Source organism: Nonomuraea sp. NPDC050153 (genome assembly GCF_044460125.1).
Lineage (GTDB): Bacteria > Actinomycetota > Actinomycetes > Streptosporangiales > Streptosporangiaceae > Nonomuraea.
The window spans coordinates 660,804-679,030 of the sequence record NZ_JBITJQ010000003.1 but is presented as its reverse complement, the minus strand read 5'-3'; the positions used below and the strand labels follow the sequence as shown (position 1 = coordinate 679,030).

At 71.4% G+C, this 18,227-nt stretch carries 19 protein-coding genes; 7 read left to right on the top strand and 12 right to left on the bottom strand.

The window, feature by feature from the left end; all coding sequences use genetic code 11:
- Positions 1-49: 49 nt before the first annotated feature.
- Positions 50-1,003, bottom strand: a complete 954-nt coding sequence (locus tag ACIBQ1_RS11665) for an EamA family transporter (protein WP_397276619.1) — start codon at positions 1,001-1,003, stop codon at positions 50-52.
- Positions 1,004-1,100: 97 nt separating this feature from the next.
- Here ACIBQ1_RS11665 and ACIBQ1_RS11660 point away from each other — a divergent pair, with 97 nt between their 5' ends.
- Positions 1,101-2,321, top strand: a complete 1,221-nt coding sequence (locus tag ACIBQ1_RS11660) for a magnesium transporter MgtE N-terminal domain-containing protein (RefSeq protein WP_397276617.1) — start codon at positions 1,101-1,103, stop codon at positions 2,319-2,321.
- Positions 2,302-2,769 (top strand): DUF1003 domain-containing protein, encoded by a 468-nt coding sequence (locus ACIBQ1_RS11655; protein ID WP_397276615.1) that lies wholly within the window; start codon positions 2,302-2,304, stop codon positions 2,767-2,769. The genes ACIBQ1_RS11660 and ACIBQ1_RS11655 overlap by 20 nt, the downstream gene beginning before the upstream one ends.
- On the opposite strand, the gene ACIBQ1_RS11650 is transcribed toward ACIBQ1_RS11655, so the two are convergent.
- Entirely contained in the window at positions 2,753-3,214 is a 462-nt protein-coding gene (locus ACIBQ1_RS11650; RefSeq protein ID WP_397276613.1) for a MarR family winged helix-turn-helix transcriptional regulator, read from the bottom strand. The two genes, ACIBQ1_RS11655 and ACIBQ1_RS11650, sit on opposite strands and share 17 nt — an antisense overlap.
- A gap of 160 nt (positions 3,215-3,374) precedes the next feature.
- Here ACIBQ1_RS11650 and ACIBQ1_RS11645 point away from each other — a divergent pair, with 160 nt between their 5' ends.
- Positions 3,375-4,511: an Mrp/NBP35 family ATP-binding protein gene (locus tag ACIBQ1_RS11645; RefSeq protein ID WP_397276611.1), complete on the top strand. Its 1,137-nt coding sequence runs from the start codon at positions 3,375-3,377 to the stop codon at positions 4,509-4,511.
- A gap of 393 nt (positions 4,512-4,904) precedes the next feature.
- On the opposite strand, the gene ACIBQ1_RS11640 is transcribed toward ACIBQ1_RS11645, so the two are convergent.
- From ACIBQ1_RS11640 to sigE, 4 genes are all read right to left on the bottom strand, one after another.
- Positions 4,905-5,273 carry a sec-independent translocase gene (locus tag ACIBQ1_RS11640; RefSeq protein WP_397276609.1) on the bottom strand — a complete coding sequence of 123 codons (369 nt, stop codon included), beginning with the start codon at positions 5,271-5,273 and terminating at the stop codon, positions 4,905-4,907.
- A gap of 433 nt (positions 5,274-5,706) precedes the next feature.
- Positions 5,707-7,491: a trypsin-like peptidase domain-containing protein gene (locus ACIBQ1_RS11635; protein WP_397276607.1), complete on the bottom strand. Its 1,785-nt coding sequence runs from the start codon at positions 7,489-7,491 to the stop codon at positions 5,707-5,709.
- Between the two features lie 179 nt (positions 7,492-7,670).
- Positions 7,671-8,195 carry an anti-sigma factor family protein gene (locus tag ACIBQ1_RS11630; RefSeq protein ID WP_397276606.1) on the bottom strand — a complete coding sequence of 175 codons (525 nt, stop codon included), beginning with the start codon at positions 8,193-8,195 and terminating at the stop codon, positions 7,671-7,673.
- Positions 8,195-8,827 carry an RNA polymerase sigma factor SigE gene (sigE, locus tag ACIBQ1_RS11625; protein ID WP_192787922.1) on the bottom strand — a complete coding sequence of 211 codons (633 nt, stop codon included), beginning with the start codon at positions 8,825-8,827 and terminating at the stop codon, positions 8,195-8,197. The genes ACIBQ1_RS11630 and sigE overlap by 1 nt, the downstream gene beginning before the upstream one ends.
- A gap of 173 nt (positions 8,828-9,000) precedes the next feature.
- Between sigE and ACIBQ1_RS11620 the strand changes: the two genes are divergently transcribed.
- Positions 9,001-9,639, top strand: a complete 639-nt coding sequence (locus tag ACIBQ1_RS11620; RefSeq protein WP_397276604.1) for an O-methyltransferase — start codon at positions 9,001-9,003, stop codon at positions 9,637-9,639.
- Between the two features lie 110 nt (positions 9,640-9,749).
- Here the strand turns inward: ACIBQ1_RS11620 and ACIBQ1_RS11615 are convergent, their stop codons facing one another.
- Together ACIBQ1_RS11615 and ACIBQ1_RS11610 are read right to left on the bottom strand one after the other, a co-directional pair.
- Positions 9,750-11,153 carry a leucyl aminopeptidase gene (locus ACIBQ1_RS11615; protein WP_397276602.1) on the bottom strand — a complete coding sequence of 468 codons (1,404 nt, stop codon included), beginning with the start codon at positions 11,151-11,153 and terminating at the stop codon, positions 9,750-9,752.
- A gap of 78 nt (positions 11,154-11,231) precedes the next feature.
- A complete protein-coding gene (locus ACIBQ1_RS11610) occupies positions 11,232-11,399 on the bottom strand; it encodes a DUF3117 domain-containing protein (protein ID WP_020545024.1) in 168 nt (55 codons plus the stop codon).
- Between the two features lie 160 nt (positions 11,400-11,559).
- On the opposite strand from ACIBQ1_RS11610, the gene ACIBQ1_RS11605 reads away from it, so the two are divergent.
- Genes ACIBQ1_RS11605 through ACIBQ1_RS11595 form a run of 3 tightly spaced genes read left to right on the top strand, consistent with a single transcriptional unit; the run spans position 11,560 to position 15,373 of the window.
- Positions 11,560-12,357 carry a PaaX family transcriptional regulator C-terminal domain-containing protein gene (locus tag ACIBQ1_RS11605; RefSeq protein ID WP_397276600.1) on the top strand — a complete coding sequence of 266 codons (798 nt, stop codon included), beginning with the start codon at positions 11,560-11,562 and terminating at the stop codon, positions 12,355-12,357.
- Positions 12,354-13,130, top strand: coding sequence for an enoyl-CoA hydratase-related protein (locus tag ACIBQ1_RS11600; protein WP_397276598.1), 777 nt, complete (start codon positions 12,354-12,356; stop codon positions 13,128-13,130). Before ACIBQ1_RS11605 ends, ACIBQ1_RS11600 begins: the two co-directional genes overlap by 4 nt.
- Positions 13,127-15,373 (top strand): polysaccharide lyase 8 family protein, encoded by a 2,247-nt coding sequence (locus tag ACIBQ1_RS11595; RefSeq protein ID WP_397276597.1) that lies wholly within the window; start codon positions 13,127-13,129, stop codon positions 15,371-15,373. The genes ACIBQ1_RS11600 and ACIBQ1_RS11595 overlap by 4 nt, the downstream gene beginning before the upstream one ends.
- Here the strand turns inward: ACIBQ1_RS11595 and ACIBQ1_RS11590 are convergent.
- The 4 genes from ACIBQ1_RS11590 to ACIBQ1_RS11575 form a co-directional block, all read right to left on the bottom strand.
- Positions 15,333-15,854 carry a DNA-3-methyladenine glycosylase I gene (locus ACIBQ1_RS11590; protein ID WP_397276762.1) on the bottom strand — a complete coding sequence of 174 codons (522 nt, stop codon included), beginning with the start codon at positions 15,852-15,854 and terminating at the stop codon, positions 15,333-15,335. The genes ACIBQ1_RS11595 and ACIBQ1_RS11590 overlap by 41 nt on opposite strands.
- 29 nt (positions 15,855-15,883) lie before the next feature.
- Positions 15,884-16,630 carry a hypothetical protein gene (locus ACIBQ1_RS11585; protein ID WP_397276595.1) on the bottom strand — a complete coding sequence of 249 codons (747 nt, stop codon included), beginning with the start codon at positions 16,628-16,630 and terminating at the stop codon, positions 15,884-15,886.
- Positions 16,631-16,755: 125 nt separating this feature from the next.
- A complete protein-coding gene (locus ACIBQ1_RS11580; protein WP_397276593.1) occupies positions 16,756-17,340 on the bottom strand; it encodes a TIGR00730 family Rossman fold protein in 585 nt (194 codons plus the stop codon).
- A gap of 11 nt (positions 17,341-17,351) precedes the next feature.
- Positions 17,352-18,149, bottom strand: coding sequence for a TIGR00730 family Rossman fold protein (locus ACIBQ1_RS11575; RefSeq protein WP_397276591.1), 798 nt, complete (start codon positions 18,147-18,149; stop codon positions 17,352-17,354).
- Between the last annotated feature and the right edge of the window lie 78 nt (positions 18,150-18,227).

Below are 18,227 nucleotides of genomic sequence, written 5' to 3'. Positions count from 1 at the left end.
CCGGGGAGTCAGCTTCCGGCGGCGGCGGGTTCCGGCGCCGCCCGGGGAGTCAGCTCCTGGCTGTGACGGGCTCCGCGTCGAGCTCCGGCGCCGGCGCCGGCCGGGGGCTCGACGTCGCGGTCTGGGCCAGGAGCGCGCCGGACAGCACGAGCAGGCCGCCCACGATCTGGAAGAAGCCCAGCGTCTCGCCGACCAGGGCCCAGGCCACCACCGCGCCGCCGATGACCTCGAGCGAGGCGACCGTGGCCCCCACCGCGGCCGACAACCGCCGCACGGCGTTCACCCCCAGGATGTACGCCGTCACGGTCGCGATCAGCACCATCCACAGGTACGCGCCCAGCACCGGCAGCGTCCGGCCGCCGTCCGGCGCGACGGTGGCCGTGAAGGCCGCCCACGGGATGTCCCACGGCCGCGCGAACGGGATCAGCACCACGGCCGCCCCCGTCATCCCCCAGGCGATGAGCCCGAGCGGGTCCACGTCGTCGCCGAAGCTATCGTTCATCAGGAAATATCCGGCGCAGCACGCCCCGGCCACCAGGCCGAGCAGCAGGCCGAGCGCGTCCAGCCGCATCCCCTGCCACGCCTCGACCACGATCCCGAGGCCCACGACCGCGACGACGGCCCCGATGTAGGCCGCCCGCGCGAGCCGCACCTTCCGTACGAACCGCACCCAGGCCACCACCATCACCGGCGCCATGAACTCCAGCAGCAGCGCGATCCCCACCGGCAGCCGCGTGATCGCCACGAAATACAGCGACTGCACCCCGGCCACCGCCATCACCGCATACAGCCCGAAGAACGGCAGCCTGGACCTGGGGATCCGCAACGCCCGCGGCTTCACCACGGCCAGGACGGCCAGCAGCAGCAGCCCCGCGCCCGCCATGCGCGTCCAGACCGCCTCGATCGGCGCCAGCCCGGCGGCGATCAGGTATTTGGCCATCGGCCCCGAGAACGCGAAACACCACGAGGACACGAAAGCGAGCCCGAGCCCGGCGTATCTCATCGTCCACCACCTGGCCAGTAATCACCGTTAAGCACGTTTGATACTGACATGTGAGGCGTCCGGGGCGCAATGGGGCGGCACTGTTAGCCTTGGCCAGGTGAAGATCTTCGTGGCCCGGCTGCCGGGGACCGCGGTCTTCGACCCCGCGGGCGACCAGATCGGCCGGGTCAGGGACGTCGTGGTCGGCCTGCGCATCGGCCGCCGGCCCAACGTGCACGGCCTGGTCGTGGAGGTGCAGCCGCGCCGCAGGGTCTTCCTGCCCATCACCCGGGTCCGCCGCATCGAGACGGGGGCCGTGGTCTTCACCGGGCGCCTCAACATGCGCAGGTTCGAGCAGCGTGGCACCGAGACGCTGGTGATCGGCGAGATGCTCGACCTGACCGTCGAGCACCAGGACGAGCCCATGACCGTCTACGACGTGGCCATGGAGGAGATCAAGCCGTCCACCTGGGAGATCACCCAGGTCGCCCTCTACAAGGGCAGGCGGCGCGAGCCGCGGATCGTCGGCTGGGAAGACGTCACCGGGTTCGACAAGCTGCAGAAGGACCAGGGGGCCGCCGGGCTGATCTCCGCGTTCGAGTCGCTGCGGGCCGCCGACATGGCCAGCGCGCTGCACGAGCTGCCGAGCAAGCGGCGCATCGAGATCGCCCGCGCCCTCAACGACGTCCGGCTGGCCGACGTGCTGGAGGAGCTCCCGCCCGACGACCAGATCGGCATCCTGGGCACGCTGGAGCCCGAGCGGGCGGCCGACGTGCTGGAGGAGATGGGCCCCGACGACGCGGCCGACCTGCTGCACGACCTTCCCGAGGAGCAGGCGACCAAGCTGCTGGCCCTCATGGAGCCCGGGGAGGCCGCCCCCGTGCGGCGCCTGCTGACCTACCCGGAGAACAGCGCGGGCGGCGTGATGACCAGCGAACCGGTCATCCTGCCCCCCTCCGCCACGGTCGCCGAGGCGCTGGCCCACATCAGGCAGCAGGACCTCACGCCGGCCGTGGCCGCGCAGGTCTACGTGACCCGGCCGCCCACGGAGACGCCGACGGGCACGTACCTGGGCGTCTCGCACTTCCAGCGGCTGCTGCGCGAGCCGCCGTCGACGCTGCTCGGCGGCGTGATCGACCCGTCGATCGACCCGATCAGGCCGGACTTCACGCTGCGCGAGGTCACCTACTACCTGGCCAACTACAACCTCGTCGCCGCCCCGGTCGTCGACGAGCTGGGCCGGCTCGTCGGCGCGGTGACGGTGGACGACGTGCTCGACCACATCCTTCCCGAGGACTGGCGCGAGGGGGCCGTCGAACATGACGACCGAACGGCTTGACCAGCCCCGGGCCCTGCGCCGCTCGCTGAGACCGCACTACGACCCGGAGGCGTTCGGCCGCCTGTCGGAGCAGATCGCCCGGTTCCTCGGCACCGGGCGCTTCATCGTCTACATGACGGTGTTCGTCGCGGTCTGGGTGATCTGGAACGTGGCCGCGCCGCCGAACCTCAAGTTCGACCCGTACCCGTTCATCTTCCTGACGCTGATGCTGTCGCTGCAGGCCAGCTACGCGGCGCCGCTGATCCTGCTGGCCCAGAACCGGCAGGGCGACCGGGACCGCATCCAGTACGAGCAGGACCGCGACACCGCCGATCGCAACCAGGCCGAGATCGAGTATCTGACCCGCGAGATCGCGGGGCTGCGGCTGGCGCTGAGCGAGCTGGCCACGCGCGACTACCTGCGCGCCGAGCTCAAGCAGCTCGCGGAGGAGCTCAAGGAGCGCCGCTGACGTCCAGCTTGGCGACCATCGCCCGGATGCGGGTGATCTCCTCAGCGCCCAGCAGGTCGAGGAACTGGGTCCGGACCCCGCGCAGGTAGGTCGGGGTGGCCTCGGCCAGCCGCCGCGCGCCGAGGTCCGTCAGCACGGCGAACAGCCCGCGGGCGTCGTCCGCGCAGGCCTCCCGCGACACCAGGCCGTCGCGCTGCAGCCGGTCGATGAGCCTGGTCAGGCCGCTGCGGGAGAGCAGGACGCGGCCCGCGAGATCGTTCATGCGCAGCCGCCGCTCCGGCGCCTCGACCAGCTGCATGAGCGCTTCGTACGAGGCCAGGGGCAGGTCGTGGGCGACGAGCAGCTCCGCCTCCAGATGCCGGGTGATGCGCACCTGGGCGCGCTGCAGCATCCGCCAGACCGCCAGCTCCTCGGCGGTCAGGCCCTCGTCGCGCAGAAGAGTCACGGAGTAACCTTAGGACGTTGTTGCACAGACATCTAACAGCACGGATTAACTCAGCGGGGCCTCTGGTTCATACCATGGAGGGGCATCCTCGCTGGCGTCCAGCGCCTGTCACACATATACCGACAAAGGAGGGACGGCACTCCCTCGTGCCGAGACTTCGATGGCACCTACCCAGGAACAGGTGACGGCAGCCCTTGCCACCGTCATCGACCCCGAGATCCGTCGCCCGATCACGGACCTCGACATGGTCAAGAGCATCGATATCGCTCCCGACGGCGTGGTGCGCGTTGGCGTCTTCCTCACGGTGGCGGGTTGTCCGCTGAAGGACACCATCCGCCGCGACGTCACCAACGCCGTCGCCGGGCTCGACGGCGTGACGAGCGTCCAGATCGAGCTCGATGTCATGAGCACCGAGCAGCGCAAGAAGCTGCAGACCAAGCTGCGGGGCGACCGGGGGCCGGAGAAGGAGATCCCGTTCAACCAGCCGGGCTCGCTGACCCGCGTGTTCGCGGTGGCGAGCGGCAAGGGCGGGGTCGGCAAGTCGTCCGTGACGGTCAACCTCGCCGCCTCGATGGCCTCCAGCGGCATGAAGGTCGGCATCGTCGACGCCGACATCTACGGCCACAGCATCCCGCGCATGCTGGGCGCCTCCGAGCGGCCCACCAAGGTCGAAGACATGATCATGCCGCCGGTGGCCCACGACATCAAGGTCATCTCGGTCGGGATGTTCAAGCCGGAGGGCAACACGCCGGTGGTCTGGCGCGGGCCGATGCTCGACCGGGCGCTCCACCAGTTCCTGGCCGACGTCTACTGGGGCGACCTCGACGTGCTCCTCCTCGACCTGCCCCCGGGCACGGGCGACATCGCGATCTCGGTGGCGCAGCGGCTGCCGACGGCAGAGATCCTCGTCGTGACGACGCCCCAGATGGCCGCCGCCGAGGTGGCCGAGCGGGCGGGGTCGATCGCCGCGCAGACGCACCAGCAGATCGCCGGCGTCATCGAGAACATGGCCTGGCTGCCGTGCCCCCACTGCGACGAGCGCATCGCCGTGTTCGGCGAGGGCGGCGGCCAGACGGTCGCCGACGCGCTCACCCGCACGCTGGGCGCCCGCGTCCCGCTCCTGGGCCAGGTCCCGATCGACCTGCGGCTGCGCGAGGGCGGCGACGAGGGCAAGCCGCTGGTCCTGACGGAGCCCGACTCGCCTGCGGCGGCCGAGCTCCGCAAGATCGCCTCCGGCCTCAGCAAGCGCTCCTCCAGCCTCAAGGGCCTCCAGCTCGGCCTCTCCCCCAACCGCTGACTCCCCGAAGGGCGGGCACCGTTCCAGGTGCCCGCCCGCCCATCCTTCGGGCCTTTTGCGGCTGCACGGCGCGCACGTTCCGACCCGTTCGGTGCCCGTCCTCCAGGCTTTTACGGCTTCGCACGGCGGGCACCACCCACCGACCAGGGTGACCGGCCCTCCAGGGAGACGCTTACCAGCCTCCCCGCCGCACCGCCGTAACGGACGGTGCGACCGGCTGGGTGGTAAGAAGCGTTGACCGAAGCGCGCCCGAGAGGGCGTGAGAGACCCTCAGAGGGCCGTATACGCAGTTACGGGCGCCAGCGGGCCCGGGGGACCGGCGGCGGGCCTTTTGAGCCCTCGTGCGCCGTCCGGGGCGCGGCGAGGCCCACGAGCGGCGACGGGCCCGGCCCGTCAGGTGGCCTCTGAGTCGTAAGGGGGAATCTCCCCGAAGCCGAGCTCGTCCACCGGCTCAGGCTGGTACGGAGCCGTGGTGGCGGGCTCCAGCTCCCGGGGCTTGCCGTTGTCGTTCCAGTCGTCCTCAAGGTCGTCGAGCAGGTGCTTGCGGACGAAGTTCCTCGGGTTGAGGTCGGCGGGGTCGAAGTTGGAGAACTCCGGGCCCAGCCCGGAGCGCAGGTCGTCACGCGCGTTGTTGGCCATCCGGCGCAGGTTGCGCAGCGTCTTGCCCGCCTGCGATGCGGCCTGAGGCAGCTTGTCGGGACCGAAGACGAGGAGCGCGATGACGATCAGCGCTCCGACCTCCATCCACCCGAGTCCGAACACCGTGAGCTCCTACCGCAGTCCAACTTCTCCGAGGACAACCCCGGCCTATCCACAGACTAAGGGCTCCCGGGGGCAGGTCGGTCGTCCCCCCTAAGGTCATATCACCGACGTCCCTTTCGCACACCCTCCCGCCCGTGCGTGGCCGCTGTGGTCAACGCTTTTGCCACCCAGCCGGCCGCACCGTCCGTTACGGCGGTGCGGCGGGGAGGCTGGTAAGCGTCTCCCTGGAGGGCCGGTCACCCGGGTCGGCGGGTGGTGCCCGCCGTGCGCAGCCGTAAAAGCCGGGAGGACGGACACCAAGAACGGCCCGGGTGGTGCCCACCGCGCGCAGCCGCAAAAGCCTGCGGGACGGACGCCAAGAACGGCCCGGGTGGTGCCCACCGCGCGCAGCCGCAAAAGCCTGCGGGACGGACAGGCGAGAACGGAGTGGCGATCAGGACGGCGTCGGGGTGGGCTCGTCCTCGGCGACGACGGTCAGGGTGGCGGTGCGGTCCTGGCCGGCGCGCTGGTACTTGATGGTGATCTTGGCGCCCGGAGCCTTGCTGCGGATCAGGGCGATCAGCTCGTTCCCGTCCTGCAGGGTCAGCCCGTCCATCTCCAGGATGACGTCGCCCGCCTTCAGCCCGGCCTTGTCCGCCGGCCCGTTGGCGTCCACCGGCTGGCGGCCGCCGCTGGGAGACGATGCGATCTTGACGCCCTGGCCCTTGTAGTCCTTGTCCAGGACAATGCCGATCCTGGGCCGCTTGGCCTTACCGGTGGTGATCAGCTCCTCGGCCACGCGCCGCGTCTGGTTGACGGGAATCGCGAAGCCCAGGCCGATGCTGCCGCTCTGGCTGTTCACCGAACGGCCGAGGGTGGCGATGGCCGAGTTCACGCCGACGACCTCGCCCCTGCCGTTCACCAGCGGGCCGCCCGAGTTGCCCGGGTTGATGGCGGCGTCCGTCTGGATGGCGCTGATGTACGCGGGCTCCTCCGTGCCGGAGCCCGCCTCGTCGCCGGCGATGACCGGGCGGTTGAGCGAGCTGACGATGCCCGTCGTCACCGTGCCCGTGAGGCCCAGCGGGGAGCCGATCGCGATGACCGGGTCACCGACCACGACCTGGTCGGAGTTGCCGAGGGTGATCTCCGGCGTCCCGAAGGTGTCCTCGGGCTTGATCACGGCCAGGTCCGAGCCGGGGTCGCGGCCCACGATCTTGGCCGGGGTGGTCTTGCGGTTGTTGAACATGATCCGGATCTCGCCGCCCTTGGCGGCCAGCGCGACGACGTGGTTGTTGGTCACCACGTAGCCGTTCTTGATCAGGAAGCCGGACCCGGACGCGCCTTCGGTGGCGGAGCCGGCCTCGATCGAGACCACGCTGGGCAGCACCCGCGCGGCCACGCCCGCCACCGATCCGGGCTCCCGGTTGGTGGCGGCGCCGGTCGGCAGGGGGCCGAGGCTGTAGCCGGGGTCGCCACCGTCGCTCGGCTTGGTCAGCAGGTACGTGCCGACGCTGCCGAGCAGCGAGGCCACCAGGGCGATGGCCACGGCGGTCGAGACGAGCAGGGCCGTGCCCGGCCCGCGCCTGCCCCCCGGGGAGCCCGCGTCCGAGGCGCCCGGCGGAGGCGGCGGCGCCCAGCCCGAGCCCATGGGAAGCGCCTGACGGGGCGGCGGTGGCGGCGTGTGGCCACCGGTGGGGCCGGACGACTGCGGGCCGCCGAAGATCGGGCTGTCGTAGGCACGCGTCCCGTTGTCCGGCCCACCGCCGAACGACTGCGCACCGCTGAACGACGGACCGCTCCCGTAGGAGGGCCCGGTGCTGTCGTAGGAGGGGTTCCCGAACGAGGAGCCGCTGTCGTAGGCAGGGCTCCCGAATGACGAGCCGCTCTCGTAAGAGGAGGCGCCGTACGAGGAGCCGCTGTCATAGGAGGAGGCGCCGTACGACGCGCCGCTGCCCTCGTTGGGGCTCCGGCCGTACGAGGGGCTCTCGTAGGAGCTCGGCGCGGTGAACGAGGGGCTGGTGAACGTGGACGCGCCGGTGGACGGGCCGCCGTACGGAGGAGCGCCCGGCGAGGGGCGGCCCGAGGGGTCGCCCCAAGAAGTGCCGAACGAGGCCGGCGGCTCCGGCAGCCGGCCGGCCTGGTCGGGTGAGTCGTCCGCGGGCAGGAAGTCCGGCCGCCCCTGTGGTCCGGGGTAGTCCGACGGCTTGCGTCCTTCGGTGGGGCGCGTCTCGTCGGTCATCTAAGTCTCACCACTCCTTGGCTCGGCCACCGCAATCCTCGCTCTTGCGGCATACGAGGGTCATAAAGCATTTGTCAGGAATCGCTTGTGACAAATCCCGAACCCAGATCGTATGCCCAGCGCGCTGCCAAGTACGCCAAGTCCAAGTCTCCAAGGCATGACCGGAGGTCAACCCGAGGTCAAGGAGTGGCTGTCGAAGGCGCGCCCGCCGGCGAGGTCCGCGGCTGCTGGAACAGCTCCACCGGCGGCGCCGGGTTGTTCTGTCCGACGCCGGTGCTCACGAAGAAGGTGCCGAGCGCGACGGCCGCCGAGACCACCCCGACCGCCACGCAGGCCGAACGCCGCCTACCGCCCCGGCCAGGGCCCGAGGCCCCACCCGTGGCGTCCCTCCGCGGGCGGTTGTCCAGCGGCGCGATGGTGTGCGGTCCAGGGATGGGCACCCCGCCGAAGGTGCGGGACGGGAAAGGGCGCTCCCTCGGGGGCAGCGGCCCGCCCGGCTCCGCCATCCGGAGCAGGGACATCGTCAGATCGGCCGGCATCGCCGGTCCGTCCAGGGACCGCAGGCGCGACTTGAGCGCCCGCATCGACTCGACCTCTCGCCTGCAGTCAGCGCAGAAGGTCAGATGCGCCAGCGCGCGCTCGCGTTCGGTGTGGTTGAGCTCCCCGTCGACGAGCGCGGAAACGCGTTCTCCGAGATGAGCCATCAGAATTCCTCCCCACGGATCACGGTCGGGGGGAGTTGAGAATTACGGGGGGCTCGATGATCGAGTGCCTCCCGCAACTGCGCCCGGCCACGGTGAATACGGCTTCGGACCGTGCCCAGCTTGACGCCGAGTGTGGCCGCGATCTCCTCGTAAGAAAGGCCCTCGATGTCACACAGCACGATCGCGGCCCGGAACTCGGGTGCGAGCGCGTCGAGGGCGGCCTGGATGTCGGGCTCCAGGTGGGCGTCGTCGAACGCCTGCGCCGGGGACGGCTCACGGCCACGCAGCCGCTCGGCGGCGTCGTCGGCCAGCCCCTCGAACCTGATGCGCTGCTTGCGCCGCGCCATGTCGAGAAACAGGTTCGTCGTGATCCGGTGCAGCCACCCCTCGAACGTGCCCGGGGTGTAGCTCGACAGCGACCTGAAGACGCGGACGAAAACCTCCTGGGTGAGGTCTTCCGCGTCGTGGACATTGCCGGTCAGCCGGTATGCCAGCCGATACACGCGTGCGGAGTGAGTCCGCACCACTTCCTCCCATGTGGGAGGCGTCCAGTCGGACGACACGGGAGTATCCGCCTGGTGGTCGCTTTCGTCCACCAGAACTCCTCTCTTTGGGACCACCGCTACCGCCATAGTGCCTGGTTTCGTCCCTTCGTGCGCACTGCCTGCCTTCCGGACCGGCAAAGCCCGTTTAAACCTGCAACGCCTGAGGTCCCTCCTGAGTTCCCGTCCTGGCGTGTCTCCCCTAGGCTGCGATCGGTGCCAATCTCGTGGACCAATTGCACGAAAGTGGGGGGAGGCGGCCGATGACCAACCCGGTGGAGGCCACTCTGGCCTATGCGGAGCAGTTCCATCAGGAAGATGAGCTCCTGCACACGGCGCGGCAGCGTGGGCTGGAGATGGGGGCCACACCCATCCTTCCCAGCGTCGGGGCGGCTCTATGTTTCCTCGCCACGGCCGTCAACGCCAAATCCGTCGTCGAGATCGGCACGGGCTGCGGCGTCTCGGGGCTGTGGCTGCTGCGCGGCATGCGTACGGACGGCACGCTCACGAGCGTGGACGTCGAGCCCGAGCACCAGCGGCTGGCCAGACAGGCGTTCGCGGAGGCGGGCTTCTCCGGCGGGCGGGTGCGGCTCATCTCGGGCCGGGCGCTCGACGTGCTGCCGCGGCTGTCGGACGGCGGCTACGACATGGTGTTCGCCGACGGCGCCAAGCACGAGTACGCCGACTACTTCGCCGAGGCGGTCCGCCTGCTGCGCGTGGGCGGCATCGTGGCCATCGGGAACATGCTGTGGCACAACCGGGTGGCCGACCCCGCGCAGCGCGACACCGACACGGTGACGCTGCGCGAGGTGGGCAAGCTGGTGCAGTCGGACGACCGCCTGCGCTCGGTGCTCATGCCGCTGGGCGACGGCCTGCTGGCCGCCATCAAGATCGCCGAATAGCCGCGGGCGAGCCGGCTGCCGGCTGACCAGGCGAGTTGGCTGACCAGGTGAACCGGCTGACCAGGCGAGCCGGCTGACCCTCAGGTGAACCGGCTGCCCGGGTGAGCCGGCTAGGCGCGGGTGAGCCACTCCAGCAGGAGGCGGACGCCGAACCCGGTGGCGCCCTTGGTCAGGGTGCCCTCGTCCACCGTGCTGCGCCCGACGCCGGCGATGTCGAGGTGCGCCCACGGCCGCCGCCCCGCGAACTCCCGCAGGAACAGCGCCGCGGTGATCGACCCGGCGCCGAACCTGGATCCGGCCTCGACGTTGGCCAGATCGGCGATCGACGACTCCAGCGCGGGCGCGTAGTCGTCGATCAGCGGCATCCGCCACAGCCGGTCGTCGCTCTCCTGCCCGGCGTCCAGGAGCTGCTTGGCCAGCGTGTCGTCGGAGGCGTAGACGGCGCCGACGCTGCGTCCGAGGGCGACCGTGATCGCCCCGGTGAGGGTGGCGATGTCCACGATCTCGTCGGGGTCGAGGACGGCGTCGGCGTAGGCGAGGGCGTCGGCCAGCACCAGCCGCCCCTCGGCGTCGGTGTTGAGCACCTCGACCGTGCGCCCGCCGTAATGCTTGATCACGTCGCTGGGCCGCTGCGCCGTGCCCGAGGGCATGTTCTCGGCGGAGGCGATCAGCCCGGTGACGCGTACGGGCGCGCCCAGCTGGGCCAGCGCGCCGAGCACGGCGATCACGACCGCGCCGCCCGCCATGTCGGTCTTCTGGGTCTTCATGTTCTCGGTGGGCTTGAGGGACAGCCCGCCCGAGTCGAACGTGATCCCCTTGCCCACCAGCACCACGTGCCGGTCGGTGGGCTCGGCCGGGGTGTAGGAGAGCTGGATGAGCCGGGGCGGGCTGGCCGAGCCCCGGCCGACGGCGAGGATGCCGCCGAACCCGTCGGCCTGCAGCTGCTCCTCGTCCCAGATCCGCGCGGGCACCCCGACCTCGGCGGCCCGCTCGGCCAGCCAGGCGGGGTTCTTGACCGAGGAGGGCATGTTGGCCAGGTCACGGGCGAGGGCCACCGCCTGCGCCACGACCTGCGCGCGGCGCACCTGCCCCTCGTCCGCGCCCGCGAGGGCCAGCGCCCGCACCGGCTTCTTGCCCTCGTTGCCGATCTTGAACGAGTACGCCGCGAGCAGCGCCGCCTCGGCGAACGCCGCCACGTCGCCCTCGGGCGCGACCACGGTCAGCGTGTCCCTGCCCTTGGCTCTGCGGACGAGCGCGGCGCCGGCCTTGCGCAGGGCACGCGGCGAGCCGTCGCCCACTCCGTAGAGCAGGACGCGGCCGACGCCGCCGGCCCGTGCCACGGGAACCTCGACGATCTCCCCCGCCTCTCCCTTGGCCTCGTAGTGGGCCAGCAGGTCGGACACCGGCAGGTGCAGCTCGACCTCGGGGCTGAGGCCGGAGTCGAAGGGGACGGCCAGCAACTCGGCTCCGTCGGGAACCTGGGCGACCACCGACGCAGTGGTCTCAATCGGCACGGATTCTCTCCTTGAACGTCAGCGACCCTGGCGCCGGATTACGCCAGGGTCGTGGAACAGGTGGTCTTTCGGGAACTCTCAGCCGACGACGTTCTTCAACGCCTCGCCGAGCGCCTTCGCCTCGTCGGCGGAAATCTCCACGACGAGCCGGCCGCCACCCTCCAGGGGGACCCGCATGACAATGCCGCGCCCTTCCTTGGTGACCTCGAGCGGACCATCGCCGGTCCGCGGCTTCATCGCCGCCATGCGTGCATCCCTTCCTGCCTTGGGCTCCCGCGGCCCGCGATTTCCGACCGCCCGTGGGGGGTGGTCGGCGCATTCACGTCTTCTGTGATGTCCTATTCTCCCGCATCGAGAGCGCTCATGGGTAACGATCTCCTCCCAGAATGCGTTGTCGAGGCGTGCGATGACGTCCAAACTGGACTTCGTGCACGCTCGCGCCGCTCTGTTCGATCTCTATGGAGACCACCTGCGCTCGCGCGGTGGGCAGGCGTCCGTCGCCTCGCTCGTAAGGCTCATGAAACCCCTGGAAATAGCCGCTCCCGCCGTCCGCACCGCCGTGTCGCGAATGGTGCGCCAGGGGTGGCTGCGGCCGGTGAGACTCTCGCAGGGACCCGGCTACGGGCTCACGCCCAAATGCGGCAGGCGCCTGGACGAGGCGGCGCTCAGAATTTACCGAGCCGGGACGCTGACCTGGCACGGCCGGTGGCACCTGATCGTCTTCGCGCCGGTGAAGGATCGGCCGCGCAGGGAGCGGCTCAGGGCCGATCTGTCCTTCCTCGGGTACGCGTCGCTGTCGGAGACCACGTGGATCGGTCCACGCTCGTCCATCGAGCTGGACAACCTGCTCGACAGCGAGGGGGTGCGGGCCGACAGGTTCGACTCGGCGCTGGAGGGCGACCCGCGGGAGCTGGTGGCCAGGGCCTGGGATCTGACCGCCATCGGCGAGGCGTACGAGCACTGGCTCGCCGATGCTGTCACGCTGATCAGCACGCTGCCCGAGGGAGCACCGGCGGACCAGGTGTTCGCCACCAGGAGCAGGCTCGTGCACGGCTGGCGCAACTTCCTGTTCCGCGACCCGGGCCTGCCGCCCGAGCTGCTGCCCGCGGGCTGGCCGGGCGAGAAGGCCAGGGCCTACTTCGAGCAGGAGGCCACCCGGCTGCTGCCCGCAGCCGCCGCGTTCGTCGAGAGGGAGTTGCTTTGATCCGCTATGACGTGGCCGACACGGTCGCCGCCATCACGCTCGACCGCCCCGACGCCATGAACTCGCTGACCGCCGACACCAAGGCCGCCCTCCTCGACGCGCTGCGCCGCGCGGCGGGCGACCCCGCGATCAGAGCGGTGCTGCTGACCGGCTCGGGCCGGGCCTTCTGCGCGGGCCAGGACCTGCGCGAGCACGCCGACAACCTGGAGGCGGGGCGCGGGCTGGCCGACACGGTCCGCGTCCACTACAACCCGATCGTGGAGCTGATCACCACCATGGCCAAGCCGGTGGTGGCCGCGGTCAACGGCGTGGCCGCGGGCGCGGGCGCGTCCCTGGCCTTCGCCTGCGACCTGCGGGTGGCCTCGGAGAAGGCGAAGTTCGCGCTGGCGTTCGCCGGTATCGGGCTGGTGCCCGACTCGGGCGCCTCGTGGACGCTGCAGCGCCTGGTCGGCCAGGGCCGCGCGGCCGAGTTGCTGCTGCTCGGCGAGCCGCTCGACGCGGCCCGCGCACTGGAGCTGGGCCTGGTCACGCGCGTGGTGCCCGCGGACGACGTGCTGAAGACCGCCCACGAGCTGGCCGTACGCCTCGCGCACGGCCCGACGCTCGCCTACGCCGCCACCAAGCGGGCGCTGGCCTACGCCGCGACGCACTCGCTGCCCGACTCGCTCGCCATGGAGGCCGACCTTCAGGACGAATGCGCCGCCACCCAGGATCACCTGAACGCCACCCGCGCCTTCCTCGCCAAGAAACGCCCGGCGTTCCGCGCCGAGTGACGGCCGCAGGCAGTGGCGCCGCCGCGTTCGACGTTCTTCGCGCGACCGCGTTCGACCTGCTCACCGGCGGCGGGGCCGACGTCTCCGACCCGGTCCACGCCGGGCCGCTGGCCCGGCTGAGCGAGGCCGCCGGCGGCGCGCTGGCCTCGCTGTCGCCCGGGACGCTCTGGCCGGACCTGCCGCCGGAAGGCCGTCCCGGCAACGTCACGGGCAGCTACGGCCGCCTCCGGCGGATCGCCACGGCCTGGGCCACGCCGGGCACCGCGCAGCACGGCGACGACAGCGTCGTGGCGCGGGTGGTGGACGCCCTCGACGTGCTCCACGAGCGCCACTACAACGAGCGGCTCCCCGAGACGGGCAACTGGTGGTTCTGGGAGATCGGCACGCCCGCCCACCTGAGCCGGTTGTGCGTGCTGCTCGGCGACCGGCTCGGCCCCGCCAGGCTCGACGCCTACCTGGCGGCCGTCGACCGGTTCTGCCCGGACGCCGACCGCCGCGCCGGCAACCCGCGGGCGAGCGAGAGCGGCGCCAACCGGGCCGACAAGGCCTCCATCGTCGCCTTCCGCGGCATCGCGGGACGCGGCGCGGACAAGCTGGCGCTGGCCCGCGACGGCCTGTCGGACGTGCGCGACGGCGGGCTCAGGAGCGTGTTCCGGCACGTCGAGTCCGGCGACGGCTTCTACCGCGACGGGTCATTCATCCAGCACGAGTGCGTCGCCTACACCGGCTCGTACGGCCTGTCGCTGCTCGTCGCGGTCGCCGAGGCGCTCGCGCTCCTGAACGGTTCGCCGTGGCAGGTCTCCGACCCGGACCTGCCCGTGCTCCTGGACGCGGTCGAGCGGTCGTACGCGCCGTTCGTCCACGACGGGCTGCTGATGGACACGGTCAGGGGGCGGGCGGCCACGCGGCAGGCGTTCTCCGACGCCGTGGCCGGCCATGGCCTGATCGGTGCCGTCCTGCTGCTGGCCCGCAGCGCGCCCGAGCCGTATGCCGGCCGGTTCGAGGAGCTGGCCAAGGGGTGGATCGAGCGCGGCAGGGCCCGCCCCTACCTGGAGCACGCGGACGTGCCGGAGACCCGGCGGGCGGTCGCGGTGCTGCGCGACGGGAGTGTCGAGGCCGTGCCGGGGCCCGTCGGGCACTTCGTGTTCCCCTCGATGGACCGGGTCGTGCACCGCCGGCCCACCTGGTCGTTCGCGGTCAGCCTCTCCTCTCGCCGGATCGCCGCGTACGAGGCGATCAACGGCGAGAACCTGCACGGCTGGTACACCGGCGACGGCATGACCTACCTCTACACGAGCGACCTGGGCCAGTTCGGCGCGGACTTCTGGCCCACGGTGGACCCGTACCGGCTGCCCGGGACCACCGTCGACGACCGCGAGCGCGAGAACCTCTCCTTCCGCGCCCACTGCCCGCCCGGCGCGTGGGCCGGCGGCGCGGTGCTCGACGGCCGGTACGGGGCCGCCGTCATGGAGCTGGACAGCGAGGGCGCGAGCCTGCGGGCGCGCAAGTCGTGGTTCTTCCTCGACACCGCCGTGGTGGCGCTCGGCAGCGGCATCACCGGCTCGGACGGGCGCCGGGTCGTGACCGTGGTGGAGAACCGGGCCACAGAAGCGCGGCCGCACGTCGGCGACGGCTGGGCGCACCTGCCCGGGGTCGCCGGCTACGTGCTGGACGGCGCCCAGTGCGCCGTGGAGACGCGTACGGGCAGGTGGCGCGACATCAACGCGGGCGACGACACCGGTGGCGCGTTCGAACCCGTCACGCGGCGTTACGCGAGCCTCTGGATCGACCACGGCGTCGACCCCGTGAACGCCTCCTACGCGTACACGGTGCTGCCGGGCGCGGCGCGCGAGCGGACGCGGAGGTACTGCGGGCGGCGTCCCGTGCGGGTGGCGGCCAACACCGCCGAGCTGCAGGCCGTGCGGGCGCGGGGGCTGCTCGCGGCCGTGTTCTGGGCGGCCGGGGCCGTCGAGGGGATCGCGGTCGACGCGCCGTGCGTGGTGATCGTGCGGCGCGCCCGCGGGCGGGTGGTCGTGGCGGTGGCCGACCCGAGCAGGACGGTGGACGTCGTGACGATCGGGTTCGACCGCCCGCTGCGCGGGCTCGTCAGGGCCGACGGCACCGTCACGGCGCGGACCGGGAGGGCGCCCGTCGTGTCCGTCAAGCTCGGCGGGTCGCTCGGCGCGAGCCACACCTTCGAGCTCAGCGCGAGCGAGCCACGCAGCCCTCGATGTGATCGTTGACCAGGCCGATGGCCTGCATCAACGCGTAGGCCGTGGTAGGGCCGACGAACCTGAAGCCGTGCTTCTTCAGCTCCTTGGCCATCGCCTTGGAGCCGGGCGTGGTGGCGGGCACGTCGGCCATGCTCTTCGGGACGGGTGCGTCCGGGTCGGCGTAGCGCCAGACCAGGTCCGACAGGCCCTCGGGGAGGTCGAGGGCGGCCCTGGCGTTGCCGACGACGGCCTCGATCTTGGCCCGGTTGCGGACGATGCCCTCGTCGCCGAGCAGTCGCTCCACGTCCTGCTCGGTGTACGCGGCCACCTCGGTGATCGAGAACCGGTCGAAGGCGGCGCGGAAGTTATCCCGCTTGCGCAGGATCGTCAGCCAGGACAGGCCCGACTGGAACGCCTCCAGGGCCACTCGCTCGAAGACCGCGTCGTCGCCCCTGAGCGGGCGGCCCCACTCCTCGTCGTGGTAGGCGACGTAGGCCGGGTTGCCCGCCATGCCCGTCCAGGAGCAGCGGATCAGGTCGGTCACGGGCGCCCGTCCCCGTCGTCCTTCTCGTCCTTGCCCCGCGCGGCCCGCGTGGTCTCCGCGTCGTCCTCGACCTCGGCGCTCTCGCCGGCCTCGGCCTCGACGGTCTCGTCGGGCTTCTCCTCCGGCTCCTCGTCCGGCTTCTCCTCCAGCTCCTCGTCGGGCTTCGCTTCGGCGGCGGGTTCCGCGTCGGTGGGCTCGTCCGCCGACGGCTGCTCGTCCGGTTCGGCCTTGGCGGCCGTCTGGCCGTTGCCCGGCGGGATCCGCCACTCCGGGTCCTCCGGCGCGCGCAGCAGCTCCGGCGCCACGTCCCAGGACACCGTTGCGCCGCTCACCTCGACGGGGTCGCCCGCCTCCGGCAGCTCGCGCGCCACCGCCGGGGCCTCGGGCGCGTGGTCGGTACGCAGCCCGGCCCCCGGCGCGGCGTAGATCTCCTGGCGCGCGTGCAACCGGCTCGACAGCAGCTCGGAGACCCGCTGCTCCAGCACCGCGATCCGCGTGTCACGCGCGCTGATCGCGTTGGCGGCCCTGCGCAGGGTCTCGTCGACGCTCGCCGTGTGATAGCCGACCAGATTGACCGGCAGTTGGAGGGCCATGAAGTCGACCGCCGTCAGCTGTCCGGGCTCGGGCAGGTCGAGAGGCGGCACATCCGGCGGGAACTCGGTCAGCTCACCGCCCCTACCGACGGAGACCAAGACCACACAGGCCAGAATGGCGATGGCGGCGATGGCGAGTATGACCAGCACATTGGCATCGTACTCATACGGTGGACCACGTTCAGCGATCCACCACAAGTAGCGCATTCTGCACTTATGGGGACCTTATGGGGACTTGCCGCCGTCTGTGCGTCTACGGGTGGTGAGCGCGTGGGTCAGCCGGCCGCCTCGCCGAGCTCGGTGACGCTGGGCCTGACCGGATGCGGACGTGCCGCCAGCCGATCGAACGCCTCCTCCACCGTGGAGGTCCACGCGATCGCGTCGAAGACGGCGGGCCGGGTGAAGCCCTCGTCGTACAGGTGGTTCATCAGCTGCTTGAGCGGGTCGTACAGGCCCCAGGGGTCGAGGATCACCAAGGGGCGGTCGTGGATGCCGAGCACCCGCGCGCTCCAGATCTCGAACAGCTCCTCCAGCGTGCCGAGGCCGCCGGGCAGCACGAGGAACGCGTCGGACCGGGCGTCCATGATCCCCTTGCGCTCGCGCATGCCGGGGGTGACGATCAGCTCGTCGGACTCCTCGTCCGCCACCTCGACGTCCACCAGCACCTGCGGGATCACGCCGATCGTGCGCCCGCCGCCCGCCCGGACGGCAGCGGTGATCGCGCCCATGCAGGAGACCGTGGCGCCGCCGCTCACCAGGGTGTGGCCCCGTTCGGCGAGCTCGGCGCCCACGTCGCCGGCCAGGTCGATGTACTTCTTGTCGATGTTCAGACTGGAGGCGCAAAAGACGCATATGTTCACATTGAGGAAGCCTATTGGGGCTCGGCGTACTGGGCCTCGGCGGCTGCCAGCTCCTCTTCGCGCTGCTTGGAGCGGGCCATGTCGGACTCCACGATGATGCGCACGGCCTCGTCCACGTCGTCGGTGACGGTGATCAGGTCGAGGTCCTGGGCGGCGATCTTGCCGGTGCCGAGCAGGGTGCCCTTGACCCACTCCAGCAGCCCGCCCCAGAACTCCGAGCCCATCAGGACCACGGGGAAGGACGTGACCTTGTGGGTCTGCACCAGCGTCAGCGCCTCGAACAGCTCGTCGAGCGTGCCGAAGCCGCCGGGCAGGGCGATGAAGCCGCACGAGTACTTGACGAACATCGTCTTGCGCACGAAGAAGTAGCGGAACTCGATGCCGAGGTCGACATAGTCGTTCATGCTCTGCTCGAAGGGGAGTTCGATGCCGAGCCCGACCGACATCGCCCCGTCCACGTCGCTCGCGCCGCGGTTGGCGGCCTCCATGACGCCCGGGCCGCCACCCGTGATCACCGCGTAGCCCGCCTCGGCCAGCGCCTGGCCGAGCGCGCGGCCCATCCGGTAGTCGGCCGCTGTCTCAGCGGTGCGGGCGGAGCCGAAGACCGTGACCGCCGGCGGCAGTTCGGCCAGCTGGCCGAACCCCTCCACGAACTCGGCCTGGATCCGCAGCACTCGCCACGGGTCCATGTGGACCCAGTCGGACGACCCCTGGCGGGCGAGCAGGCGCTGGTCGTGCGTGGAGCTGGGGACGAAGCGGCCGCGTACGACCGCCTGGCCCTGACGGCGTTCAGGACGTGACTGTTCCATGTGGTCACGCTAGCCCTCTTCGGGCAAGATGGGCGTCCTGCGCGCGAACACCGCAGGTCAGACCGATGAATCCAGGCC

Bases quoted from the DNA above. Each gene is read 5' to 3' on its own strand.
- ACIBQ1_RS11630 (WP_397276606.1), bottom strand. From the start codon at position 8,195: ATGGCTCATCTCGGAGAACGCGTTTCCGCGCTCGTCGACGGGGAGCTC.
- ACIBQ1_RS11635 (WP_397276607.1), bottom strand. From the start codon at position 7,491: ATGACCGACGAGACGCGCCCCACCGAAGGACGCAAGCCGTCGGACTAC.
- sigE (WP_192787922.1), bottom strand. From the start codon at position 8,827: ATGGCGGTAGCGGTGGTCCCAAAGAGAGGAGTTCTGGTGGACGAAAGC.
- ACIBQ1_RS11665 (WP_397276619.1), bottom strand. From the start codon at position 1,003: ATGAGATACGCCGGGCTCGGGCTCGCTTTCGTGTCCTCGTGGTGTTTC.
- ACIBQ1_RS11605 (WP_397276600.1), top strand. From the start codon at position 11,560: ATGACGTCCAAACTGGACTTCGTGCACGCTCGCGCCGCTCTGTTCGAT.
- ACIBQ1_RS11590 (WP_397276762.1), bottom strand. From the start codon at position 15,854: ATGGCGGGCAACCCGGCCTACGTCGCCTACCACGACGAGGAGTGGGGC.
- ACIBQ1_RS11610 (WP_020545024.1), bottom strand. From the start codon at position 11,399: ATGGCGGCGATGAAGCCGCGGACCGGCGATGGTCCGCTCGAGGTCACC.
- ACIBQ1_RS11645 (WP_397276611.1), top strand. From the start codon at position 3,375: ATGGCACCTACCCAGGAACAGGTGACGGCAGCCCTTGCCACCGTCATC.
- ACIBQ1_RS11575 (WP_397276591.1), bottom strand. From the start codon at position 18,149: ATGGAACAGTCACGTCCTGAACGCCGTCAGGGCCAGGCGGTCGTACGC.
- ACIBQ1_RS11620 (WP_397276604.1), top strand. From the start codon at position 9,001: ATGACCAACCCGGTGGAGGCCACTCTGGCCTATGCGGAGCAGTTCCAT.
- ACIBQ1_RS11655 (WP_397276615.1), top strand. From the start codon at position 2,302: ATGACGACCGAACGGCTTGACCAGCCCCGGGCCCTGCGCCGCTCGCTG.